The sequence below is a fragment of the Paenibacillus arenilitoris genome (assembly GCF_014705655.1).
GTDB lineage: Bacteria > Bacillota > Bacilli > Paenibacillales > Paenibacillaceae > Pristimantibacillus > Pristimantibacillus arenilitoris.
The window spans coordinates 13600-25799 of the sequence record NZ_JACXIY010000027.1; the positions used below are offsets into that span (position 1 = coordinate 13600).

10 protein-coding genes are annotated in these 12200 nt (G+C 57.5%); all 10 read right to left on the bottom strand.

Annotated elements, in window-relative coordinates:
• Positions 1-873 carry a carbohydrate ABC transporter permease gene (locus tag IDH41_RS21170; RefSeq protein WP_190864580.1) on the bottom strand — a complete coding sequence of 291 codons (873 nt, stop codon included), beginning with the start codon at positions 871-873 and terminating at the stop codon, positions 1-3.
• A 73-nt stretch (positions 874-946) separates the two neighbouring features.
• Positions 947-2263, bottom strand: a complete 1317-nt coding sequence (locus IDH41_RS21175) for an ABC transporter substrate-binding protein (protein ID WP_190864582.1) — start codon at positions 2261-2263, stop codon at positions 947-949.
• Positions 2264-2440: 177 nt separating this feature from the next.
• On the bottom strand, positions 2441-4114 hold the full coding sequence (locus IDH41_RS21180; protein ID WP_190864584.1) for a response regulator: 1674 nt from the start codon (positions 4112-4114) through the stop codon (positions 2441-2443).
• Positions 4115-4117: 3 nt separating this feature from the next.
• On the bottom strand, positions 4118-5815 hold the full coding sequence (locus tag IDH41_RS21185) for a sensor histidine kinase (protein ID WP_190864586.1): 1698 nt from the start codon (positions 5813-5815) through the stop codon (positions 4118-4120).
• A gap of 148 nt (positions 5816-5963) precedes the next feature.
• Positions 5964-6650, bottom strand: a complete 687-nt coding sequence (locus IDH41_RS21190) for a YceI family protein (protein ID WP_190864588.1) — start codon at positions 6648-6650, stop codon at positions 5964-5966.
• Between the two features lie 131 nt (positions 6651-6781).
• Positions 6782-7627, bottom strand: a complete 846-nt coding sequence (locus IDH41_RS21195; RefSeq protein WP_190864589.1) for a M56 family metallopeptidase — start codon at positions 7625-7627, stop codon at positions 6782-6784.
• 3 nt (positions 7628-7630) lie between these two features.
• Positions 7631-8041, bottom strand: coding sequence for a BlaI/MecI/CopY family transcriptional regulator (locus tag IDH41_RS21200; RefSeq protein ID WP_190864591.1), 411 nt, complete (start codon positions 8039-8041; stop codon positions 7631-7633).
• A gap of 184 nt (positions 8042-8225) precedes the next feature.
• Positions 8226-9902 (bottom strand): glycerol-3-phosphate dehydrogenase/oxidase, encoded by a 1677-nt coding sequence (locus IDH41_RS21205; RefSeq protein ID WP_190864593.1) that lies wholly within the window; start codon positions 9900-9902, stop codon positions 8226-8228.
• 157 nt (positions 9903-10059) lie between these two features.
• Positions 10060-11550, bottom strand: a complete 1491-nt coding sequence (glpK, locus tag IDH41_RS21210) for a glycerol kinase GlpK (protein ID WP_190864796.1) — start codon at positions 11548-11550, stop codon at positions 10060-10062.
• Complete coding sequence (locus IDH41_RS21215; protein WP_397328357.1) at positions 11550-12125, bottom strand: glycerol-3-phosphate responsive antiterminator; 576 nt, start codon at positions 12123-12125, stop codon at positions 11550-11552. The genes glpK and IDH41_RS21215 overlap by 1 nt, the downstream gene beginning before the upstream one ends.
• Between the last annotated feature and the right edge of the window lie 75 nt (positions 12126-12200).

Sequence of the window (12200 nt, forward strand, 5' to 3'; positions counted from 1 at the left end):
CTAATCTCCGGATGTTAGCGAACGCTTCGTCACGTAGTTGATCAGAAGGATCAACGGCGGCATCGTCATAATGGCGATGGCGATCGCTTTGCCAAGACTCATGTTCAAAAATCCGATCGTGTAGCTGAGCGTCGACAAGACTTGCGTGCCGTTGGACGGTCCTCCGCGCGTCAGAAGCCAGATGATTTCGAAATCGTTCAGCGTCCAGATCGTCGTCATGACGGCCGCCATAATCGTCACTTCCTTCACCGAGGGCAGCGTCATATGGATGAACCGCTTGATCGCCCCGGCGCCGTCCAGCATCGCCGCTTCGTAGATGTCTTTCGATATCGTCTGCAGACCGGCCAGAATCGCGATGCCCATGAACGGAATGCCGCGCCACACGTTGACGAGGATGACCGAGAACATGGCCAGATCCGGGGTGGCCAGCCAGCCGAGCGGACGGTCGATCACATGCAATTTAAGAAGCAGAAAGTTAAGCACGCCGCCCACGTCGGAGTAAATCCATTGCCATGTGAACACCGACACGATCGTCGGAATCGTCCACGGCAGAAAGAGCAGGACGCGGAACAGGTTGCGGAACACGATTTTTTCGTTCAGCACGAGTCCCATGACCATGCCGAACACGGTTTTGAAAAACACGGCCGCCGCCGTAAAAAGAATCGTATTCCAAGTCGCCTTCCAGAACAAGGAATCCCGGACCAATTCCGCATAATTGCTGAGACCGGTAAATACCGCGGGCATGCCGACGACCTTGTTCGTGAAGCTGAGATAGAGCGCCCAGCCGAACGGAAGCACCATCACGGCAAGCAGATAGACCAGCACGGGGCTCATTAGCAGATAAGCCAGCTTGTTGTCGTATTTCGTTCTCATGACGCCTCCCGCCTTGCGAAACCGGCGAAGGATCGAACGCGCGAAGCGTTATATTCCGTCGCCGGCGTAAATTTTAATTGCCGTAAATCTCTTGCAGCTTCGCGTCCAGTTCCTTCACCGCCGCCTCCGGCGTATAGCTCGGTTCAAGCAGCAGCTTCTGAAACATGTCGTTGACGATGCGAAGGTTGAACGCTTCGCCCGCTTTCGGGTTGTACTCGCCGGGGTGGCCGAGGAAGTAGAAGCCTTCCACCGACTCGACGAACGCCTTGTTCTTCTCGTCCTGCCAGATCGGCTCCTTTGACAGCTCGGCATACACCGGCGCGGTCAGCGGCGCGCCCTTCTCGATCCAGGTTTTGTACCATTCGTCATCCAGCAAGTATTCGATCAGCGACTGCGCGAGCTCCTTGTTTTTGGAATCCTTGAAGATGCCGAGGTAATTGCTGATGCCCGGAATGAACTGCCCCTTCGGCCCCGCGGGATAAGGCGCGATCCCCGTTTTTTCGTACAGGTCGGGGTTGTCCTTCTTGAGCGAAGCGAGCACGCTTCCCGTGTTGAAGATCATCGCGGCCTGGCCGCTCAGGTACGCTTTGTTGTTTCCGCTGTCATCCCAGCCGAGCGCGCTCGGCGGCACGCTTTTGTCCGTCATGAATATATCGCGGATAAACGATGCCGCCTGCACCGTTTCCGGCGAATCGGCGATGACGTCGCTGCCGTCCTCGGTATCGACCGAGCCGCCGTACGACCATATAATGCCTCTCGTTAAAAACTCCGCGTCCGAGTTGCCTTTGCCGTAGCCCATGCCCGCGCCGTACAAACCCTTGCTCGTATCGGTCAGCGCTTTGGCCATCTCCCGGAATTCCTCCCACGTCGCGGGAGGCGCCGTGAAGCCGGCGGCTTCAAGCAGGTCCTTGCGGTAGTAGAGCACTTGCGTTTCGGTCCAGAACGGCACGCCGTATTGCTTTCCGTCGAACGTAACCGCCTTTTTCGTATTCGCGACGATCTCGCCGTTCGCGGACTCCAATTCGCTTATGGACCCGCTCAAATCCTCCAGAACGCCTTTGCCGTAAAATTGCCCGATCTCCTGATAGCCGAAGAACGATACGTCCGGCACCGACTTCGACTCGATCGCGGCCGTCCATTTCGGATAAAAATCTTCGTAAGCGATAATCTCGACGTTTACGTTCACGTTGTTCTCTTCGCCGAACTGCTTGGCGCGCTCCGCGATCATCGTGTTCTGGTCCTCGAACAGCTGCTTCTTCATCCACAGCGTCAAGGTAGGCTTTCCGCCATCGCCGGTCCCGCCGGCCGTACCGCCGTTACCGCCGCTGCAGCCCGCGGCCAGCACGGTCAGAAGCGATACCGCTACCGACTTTTTGATCCAAGTTTTCATAAGCAGGTGACCTCCGTTTGAGTAGTCGTGTTAGGTGTTGTATGGCTTGCCATACGTCTATCTTAAAGCGATTTCCGCCTTGATAACATGGCAACATCTTAATCCGGATGATACTAATTTAACAGGATACGCTTCGCCGTAAACATAAACGGCCCTGCTTAGGCAGGACCGTCCGGCTTACGCCTCTCCCCCGTTTCCTTGCTTCTGTCGGTACTCCTGAGGCGTCAGCGAATAATATTTTTTGAATACTTTGTTGAAATAATTCGGGTTTTGATACCCGAGCTTCAGCGCGATTTCGTAGCTTTTCAAGGATGGGTCGGCCAGCATCGAAGCGGCCAGCTCCATCTTGAGGCGCAGCACGTAATCGCTCAGGTTCTCTCCGGTTTCTAGCTTGAAGACGCGGGACACGTGAACCGGATGCATGTACAGGTCGTCCGCGATCGCCTGCAGGGAAACGTCGTCCACGAGATGCTTTTGCACGAACTGCTTTATTTGGTTCACGGTAATATCCCGGTCGTTCCTCGTTTCGTTCTCCATGCTCTGCCTGAGCAATTGCAAGGCTTCAAACATCCAGCCGTATAGGGACGACGCCGAGCGTCCCGGCATCAATCCGGAGACGTCGGCAAGAGCGGAGCCGATCACGTCCGCCAGCTCCCTGCCGTTTTTGTGCGCGAACGAGCTGAAGGACGCATAGACGGAGAAAAAAACTTCAAGCACGTGCTCCGGAGAATTCGCCCAATTCTGGTTCAGCTCCTCCCAAACGGCCGTCAGCTTCTCCCGGGCCAAGTCGAAATTGCCCGACTCGAGCAAATGAACGAGCATCGGCGGCTCGTGAAGCCTTTGCAGCGAACGGACCGGCGGCTGCGCCGGGTTGCCCGACACCTCCACGAACAGCTCGCTCTCGTTCCCGACCTGCCTGCGCAGCGCCATCAGCACGTCCTCGTATAGCCGTTTTACGTCATGAGGGAAAGCTCCCCACTTGTTCATCAGCACGGAAGCCGACCCTTTCAAATAATGGCTCACGCTCAGCTGAAGCTGGGCCGCCTTCTGCTGCAGCTCGCCTTCGGCCGTCCGCGCGAAATGTTCCGGCGAGCCGAACGTCTCGCGCTTCTCCTCGGGCACCGTAACGACGAAGACCAAATACCCGTGGACGCTCTTGCAATTCCAGAGACGGAACGAATCCTTGAACAGCTCCTCCGCCATGTTCGCGACCGCGTACTCCATCAGGGACAGGCTGTAGAAGTCGAGCTTCGGCAGATGGCCTTCGAGTCGCACCAGCATCAAGGCGAAGCTCTCGTCGTGGGCGATGTTTAATTTCAGCGATTCCAGCTTATCCGTCAGCCGGTCCGGCGCGTACTTCAGCCCCTGCAGCAGCTCGTTCAGGAGCTCGCCGCGCAGCTTCGGCAAGCTTTCCTGAAACGCGCGGGCCATCCGCTGCCGGAACCGCGTCTCGTCGCGCTCCTCGCTCAATGCTTTGATCGCGCCTCCGACCTTCGCCATGATCTCTTCGTCGCCGACCGGCTTCAGCAAATAATCGTACGTTTCATGGGCGATCGCCTGCTGCGCGTATGCGAATTCGGCATGCCCGGACAGCAGGATGCATTTGATTTTTTTCCAGCTCCGCCTCACGCGGGCAAGCAGCTCCAATCCGGTCATCCCCGGCATCCTAATATCCGAAATAAGAATATCGACCGGATTCGTCTTCAATATTTCCAGCGCCTCGACGCCCGAGTAAGCTTTAAATACTTTCGCGATCCCGAGCTCGTGCCAGGGCAGCGTATCGGCAAGACCGTCGACGACATTCGCTTCGTCGTCGACGAGCAGCAATTGATAATCGGCGTGTCCGCTCATCGCCTATTCCTCCTTCCGTTCCCACACCATTTCGACGCGTAAACCGTTTAACGGGGATTCCGAGAAATACAGCCCGGATTTCCCGCCGTACAAATGGATCAGCCGCTGATGGATATTCCACAAGCCGCAGCCCGACTGCTCGTCCATCGGAATCGCCACCCTCTTCTGCAGCTCATACCGCTCCTGCATCGAAAGCCCCGGGCCGTTGTCGTCGACGATGATGCGGTGGACGCCTCCTTCAGACTCCCCTTTAATCCGGATGACGCCGAATCGAAGCGAATTCTCGACGCCGTGGATGACGGCGTTTTCGGCCAGCGGCTGCAGGAGCAGCCGCGGAATTTCCAGCGCCAGCATGTCGTCTTGCACGTCGATTTCGAAGCGGAAGCGCTGGATTCTAAGCGATTGGATGTTCAAATAGTTTTCGATGAGCGCAAGCTCCTCCTTGAGCGTCGTCATCGCGTTCTCCAGGCGGGTCGTGTACCGGTAATACTCGCCGAGATTGAGCGACATGGCGACTACCGCTTCCTTGTCGCCCAAATTCGCCATATTTTTAATATAAAACAAGCAATTATAGAGAAAGTGGGGATTGATCTGCGATTGCAGCTGCTTAAGCGTCGCCTCCTTGGCGCGGAGCGATTCCTTGTACACCTTGTCGATCAGCCCCTCGATCTGCTCGGCCATCTCGTTAAAGCTGCTGAACAAAAATTCGAACTCGTTATGGGGCCTCTGCTTCAGCCTCGCCGAGAACTGGCCGTCCTTGATTCGCTGGACGCCCCGCAGCAGCAGTTGGATCGGGCGCTGCACGTTCCGGTACAGCAGCAGCGTCGCCAGCACGCCAAGCGCCATCAAGAGGCCGATCGACATATAGAACAGATTCCGGCTCGTATGAATAGGCGCGAATGCGCTTTCAAGCGGGACGACGTCCACCAAATACCATCCGATGCTCTCGGAGCGGATATAATTGACGATATACTGCTGCCGCGCGATGGTCATGTTCAGACTGCCGCTAGCGGGCAGCCGCATGCCGTCCAGCCGGGAAGCCGCTTCGTTGACCAGCTGAAAGTTTGCGTTGTAATTGAGGATCGGCGCTTGTCCGGCATTGTACAGGAAAGGCTCCCTCGCTTCTCCCTGCTGCAGGGAGCTCAGCATATTTTTCAAATTCACGTCGTTGAACCGGACCTCGACGAGCAGTCCCGGCAGGCTGGATCGCTGAACGGCCGAGAAGAGCGTGTCCTTGATGCCGAACGTCATCGTGCTTTCGTGCGTCCATTCGCCCAGCTCGCGTCCGTTTATTTTCTCCTCGTCGAACGAGGCCGAATAATCCGTCGAGACGACTTCCTTCGAATCGAGCAAGTACAGGATGATTTGATTGCTCCATGCGCTCGTCGTCGTCTGCATGTTCAGCATATCGACGATCCGCACATGCCGCTGAAGCTGCTTAAGGGAATCGCTGCCGCCGCGGCCGTTCATGTATTCCATGATACTGTAATCCCGGCTGGCCGAGATCGAATGCTTCATCAGCTGATCGATCATCATATCCATCTGGTTCACCGAGAAGGCTAGACGATTCCGGTTCTGGTCTTCGATCGTCGCTTTCACGACGTTAATGCTTACTTGATTGGAATACCCGTACAGCGCGATAATCGGAACGAGCAAAGCGATGATCAGAGCGATTACTTTCCGGTAGGTCGTCATTTTCATTCCGCACTCTCCCACGATGAAATTAACTCTAAAGATATCGCTTTATTACGCCCGATTCAACCCTAAGCCGCATCGACGCTATTTAGGCAAACGAGAAAAAAGCCGCTGGACGGGTTGCCGGCGGCTTCGTTTTGCTCGGATCCTGGTGCTATGCTTGTTCTTTATCCAAATTCAGCTGGAGCTGCACCGTGACGTCATTTTCGGTGTCCAGCATGACCGTATGCGGATTTTTCATGCCGAAATCGTCGAAGGCGACGACCGTGCTGCCTTCCATTTTGATCGTGCCCCCACTATAGAGCGCTTCGGCGTCGAACTTAACATCCTTCGAAATGCCCTTGACGGTTAGCGTCCCGTTCATCGTAAAGGCCGCAGCCGCGCCTTCCGTCCACTCCGCAGGGAAGTTCTCGAACGACGTAACCGTGAACGTCGCCTCGGGATTGGCTGCGGCGTCCAAATATTCCGCCCCTTTAATATGGCCGTCCCGCTGGCCGTTGCCCGACTGTACCGCATTCATGTCGACGACGCCCTGTCCGCTCATCTTCGTCTGGTCGCCGGTATCGACCGTCCAGCTTCCGCTGACTTCGGCTCCTTCGAAGTTGACGGTTTCCTTCGACGTCGTTACGGAGAAATACACCTTCGAATCCGGCTGTATCGTCCATTCGCCGTTCAGCTCGGACGACTCGACGGCAGCCCCTCCGGCTTGCGCCTGTGCGTCCGCGGGAATGACCTCCTCGATCGTGACGTGATTGCCGGCGAAATAATCGTAAGCGAAATATCCTCCTCCAGCCAGTACGATCAGTGCTCCTAAAGAAATTGCCGTTTTTTTCATCTTCATGAAATTGTCCTCCTAATGAAATGGTAAAGGTGTCGTCCATGCGTTTCTTGCGGTGCCGGTCGTCAGGTATGTTCGTATCAGCCTCCTTCGCAGCGTACACTACGACACGTAGTGTACATGTTCAAAAAAAATTACAGGAGCTCGCCGATCAAAAGAACGGACAATGCGGCGACCACCTGCAAGGAAAGCATCGTTCGCTTGACGGGGAGCCGGAACGCGTACTCGGCTTGCGGATCGATCAGATGTTTGATTCTGTAATTGATCGAAGATTCCGCAAAAGACGCGTAGGCGAACGGATAACGCTTGGTCCGGTTGTTGCGCAGCAGCTTCAGCAAGGCGCTCCCGAGATGTTCCGCGGAGCCCGTCGCATCGATCGCGTAAGCATCGGCGAGCACTTCCCTTGCGGCCGTATATTGCTTGCGGCTCCACTTGAGTATCGGAACGTACCATATGACGGCCGAGCATACGACCATCAGGAACGTTTTGAGCGGATCCCTATGGATTAGATGGAACTGCTCGTGCCGGATCAGCGCCTCCAGCTCGCCTTCGTCCAGCAGCTGAATGAGGCCGGTGGACAACACGATTCTCGGCCGGACGAAGCCCATCGTCAGCGCGATCGGATCCGGATGGGAAACGACGAGAATCTCGTCCTTGCCGCCGCTGTAGGCCTCGTTCAGATCGGCGGCAAGCGCCTCGTTCCGAAGCGCGGACAGCTTCCGATACGCACGGCGGGATAAATACAGCTGGTTGCCTAGAAGCGCAACGGCCAGAAGCGGCGTAGTCGCGACCAGAAGATCGACCGCGAAAGCGAGCCAAGGCATGCCGATTTTTTGCAGCAGGCTGGTGCAATGGTCGAACACGTTCCGTAGGGCGACGCCTGACAGCTTCTCGGTTACATACATCCCCATTTGGATCATAATAAACAGAGAAATCGCCGTGCTCGACATAATTAAAGCTTTCGATCGTCGTTTCCACATCTTTCATCGTCCCTTTTTGAGCGCTTTTATTTTTTGCTCCAGCTTATCGAGCAGCTCCGGATCGGCCTCGTCCAAGCCGTCGAGCATGTGGGAGACGACGAGCGGTCCGAAGTCCTCGACGAGGTTGTGGGAAATCTCTTTCGACTGGCTCTCCAGGAACCGCTCCTTCGATTCCACCGGCCGGAATATCGACGTCCGGCCCGCGGCGGACTTGGTCAGCATACCTTTGTCGACCAACCGGTTCATCACGGTCATGACGGTATTGAAGTTCAAATCCTTGTCTTGTCCAAGCCTTGCCTGCACGTCTTTGATGGACAGATCGGGGACGGTCCAAAGGATGTCCATAATTCGCGCTTCCAGCGGCCCGAAAAACAGTTCCAAGCCCCTGCCGTTAAAATTAAGCTTCTTTTTCATTCCGTCTCACCTTTCACTACTAGTTGTAGTGTAACGAGGCGGGAAGTCTTACGGCCTCTGCTTTCCCTAGTATAAGGACCTTCCCTGAACGTTATCTTAAGCTAACCTTAAAATAACATTAAGGAAATGGCAACAAAAAATCGGGCCGATCCGGAATAAAAGGATCGGCCCGGTGGGCGGCGGGCTATACGAGGGTCATCGCTTCGGCGGCCAGCGTCGCGGAAGCCAGCTCTTCGTCCAGCTCGCTTGCGTAACGGCTTGCCTCCTCGGCGCAGTAGCCGAGGCGCTCCGCCATAATGCGGACGATATCGTCCTTCCAGAGGCGGACGGCGTCGATATCGAACAGAAGCGCGCCGGTGCGCCGGATCAGAAAATCGACGGGCTTCGCAGCCATCTCCTCCTCGATGCCGTACAGAAGCGCGGCATGCCATTCCGGCGGCAGCCCTTGCCCGCCAGTGGCATTCAGAATCGCTTCGAGCCGTCCGAAGACCGCGCCGACGTTCGTGCCGTAACGCCGTGCCAGCTTGCCCGCCGCTTCGCCGGACAGCCCGAGCCGCATGCCTTCCGCCCGCATCCGTTCCACGAATGCCGGGAACCCGGCGGAACCTTCCGTATCGCCGCCGGAGATCGGCAAGTTCTTCGTTACGGATGGACCGAACGCCCGCCCGAACTCCTCTTCCAATTCCTTGGCCAGCCGATCCGTCACGGACTCCGCCATCTTCCGGTAGCCCGTCAGCTTCCCACCTGCGATCGTCAGCATGCCCGACGGCGAACGGAATATTTCGTCGCGCCGCGAAACCTCGGACGGATCTTTGCCTTCCTCGTAGATAAGCGGCCGCAGACCGGCCCAGCTCGACTCCACGTCAGCCGAGGCAAGCTTCAGCTCCGGGAACATATAAGCGATGGCGTCCAGCACGTAGTCGCGGTCCGCTTCGGTCATGCGCGGGCTTGCGATGTCGCCGGTGTAATCCGTGTCCGTCGTTCCGACATAGGTCTTGCCTTCGCGCGGGATGGCGAAGATCATGCGCCCGTCCTCCGTATCGAAATAGACCGCCTGCCGAAGCGGGAATCTCGACCCGTCGAATACGAGATGCACCCCTTTCGTCAGCCGCAGCGTTTTGCCCTGCTTCGAACGGTCCATTTCGCGAAGCCCGTCGACCCAAGGTCCGGTAGCGTTGACGACCTTGCGAGCCTTGATCGCGTACGATCCGCCGCCGATCCGATCCGTTACGTTCGCCCCGGCCATTCGGTCCCCGTCATAGATTAAAGACTCGGCCTTCGCGTAGTTGACCGCATCCGCGCCCAGCTCGGCCGCCTTCTTGATCACCTCGATCGTGAGGCGCGCGTCGTCCGTCCGGTATTCCACGTAGGTGCCGCCTCCCTTAAGACCGTCCCGTTTCAGCAGCGGCTCCTTCGCGATCGCCTCTTCCCGGGTCAGCATTTGCCGCCGCTCGCCTCGCTTCACGCCCGCCAAATAATCGTAGACGCGAAGTCCGAGCGAGGTCGAGAATGCGCCGAACGTGCCGCCTTCGTAGAATGGCAGCAGCATCCATTCCGGCTCCGTCACATGCGGACCGTTCTCGTAGACGACGGCCCTCTCCTTGCCGACCTCGGCAACCATCTTCACCTCCAGTTGCTTCAAATAGCGGAGACCGCCATGGACGAGCTTCGTCGACCGGCTTGACGTCCCCGCCGCGAAGTCCTGCATCTCGATCAGTGCCGTTTTCATCCCCCGTGTAACCGCGTCCAGCGCGATGCCGGCGCCCGTAATGCCGCCTCCGATGACGAGCACGTCGTACTCGCGGCCGGCCATTTCGTTTAATTGTGCGATTCGCTCCATGCTTGAGAAACCTTTCTTCATGCCATTTTCTTCCTTTCATGTGGCAGAAAAACAAAAAATCCGCAAACAAGTCCCGCTGCTCAAAAAGGGCAGCGAGTTCGCTCGCGGATTCTCCGATTCTCCATCCATTTATCAACTTGTCATTAGTATATCACAATTCGAGGCTAAACGTGCATGGTCATTTGAACGCCATCGCGGCTTTGACGGCTTTCTGCCAGCCCGCGTACAATCGGTCGCTTTCTTCCGCGGGGAGAACCGGCCGGAAGGCGCGGTCCAAATTCCAGTTGTCCGCGATGTCCTGGCGGTCCTTCCAGAAGCCGACGGCAAGCCCCGCCAGAAAAGCGGCTCCCAGCGCCGTCGTTTCATTGACTAGCGGACGCTCGACGGACGCGCGAAGCAGGTCGGACTGGAATTGCATCAGGAAATCGTTGCGGACGACGCCGCCGTCTACGCGCAGGCACTTCAGCCTGAGCCCGGAATCGGCCTCCATCGCATCGAGCACGTCCTTGTTCTGATAGGCGATCGCCTCGAGCGTGGCGCGGACGAAATGCTCCTTCGTCGTCCCGCGGGTCAGCCCGAACACCGCGCCGCGCACGTCGCTGTCCCAATAAGGCGTGCCGAGGCCGACGAATGCCGGCACGACGTATACGCCTTCGGACGATGCGACTTGTGTGGCGTACGATTCACTATCCGCCGCGTGCTTAAGCAAGCGGAGCCCGTCGCGCAGCCACTGAACGGCCGAGCCCGCCACGAACACGCTGCCTTCCAGCGCGTATTCGACCTCGCCGCCGATGCCCCAGGCGATCGTCGTAAGCAGGCCATGGGTCGACGCGATCGCTTCATTCCCGGTATTCATGAGCATGAAGCAGCCGGTGCCGTACGTGCTCTTCGCCATTCCCTTCTCGAAGCACGCCTGGCCGAACAAGGCTGCCTGCTGGTCGCCGGCAATGCCGGCGATCCGCGTCTGCCTGCCGAAGAAGTGATGCGACACGGTCGTCCCGTACACCTCCGAGGACGATCGCACTTCGGGGAGCATCGCGCGCGGGACGTCAAGGATGCGAAGCAGCTCCTCGTCCCAGCTAAGCTCGTGGATATTGTACAGCAGCGTTCTCGATGCGTTGGAGTAATCCGTTACATGCGCGCGCCCGCCGCTAAGCTTCCAGACGAGCCAGGTGTCGATCGTGCCGAACAGAAGCTCGCCGCGTTCGGCCTTATCCCTCGCGCCTTCGACATTGTCGAGCAGCCATTTGATTTTCGTGCCGGAGAAATAGGGGTCGATGAGCAGCCCCGTCTTTTGCCGGATTACCGCTTCGCGGCCGTCCCGCTTCAGCTCCTCGCATATTTCTGCGGATTGCCGGGATTGCCATACGAGCGCGCGATGGATCGGCTGTCCCGTATCCTTATCCCAGACTACCGTCGTTTCCCGCTGGTTCGTGATGCCGATCGCTTCGATCTGCTCGGGCCGGATGCCGCCCCGCGACAACGCTCCTGCGATGACGCCGAGGACGGATACCCAAATTTCGTTCGCGTCATGCTCGACCCAGCCCGGATTCGGATAATACTGCTTGATCTCCTGCTGGGCCGAGCAGACGATCCTTCCGCTCCGGTCGAAAATAATGGCCCGCGAGCTGGTTGTTCCTTGGTCGAGCGCCATCATGTATTGTTCCATCATCGCTTGGCCTCCTTCCCTTCATAGTGCCGCCATAGCTCCTTGTTGGACGTCGTGACGGCCGACGCGCCCGCGCCGAACGCCCGCTCCACATCGTCCGCGGTGCGGATCAGGCCGCCTGCGAACACGGGGATGCCGGTCCGATCGCGCACTTCCGCGATCATATGGGGAATGACGCCCGGCAGCACTTCGATATAATCGGGACGCGTCCTCTCCATCATGGCATAGCTCTTGTCGAGCGCTCCCGTATCGAGCAGGAACATGCGCTGTACCGCGAGCAGCCCGTTCTGCTTCGTCTTGGCGATAACGCCCGTCCGGGTGGACAACAGGCCGGCTGGCTGAATGATCTGGCACAAATATTCCGCCGCGTAGTCGTCGTTCTTCAAGCCTTCGATCAAATCCGCGTGGAGCAGCGGCTTCTTGCCCCGGGATTTCGCTAGATCGACGATCGGCTTCAGCTGGCTGAGATGGATGTCGAGGATCACGATATATTCGTACGACATCTCCATCAGCTTCTCGACGTCCTTTATCTTTCGGGCGGCAGGCAATATAAGCTGGCTCATCGGTAAAGCCATGCGTCCGCCTCCTTCGCTTCGAAATAAATAGTCGGTGCATGATGCGATTACGCTCCTCCGGACAAAAAAAGATCA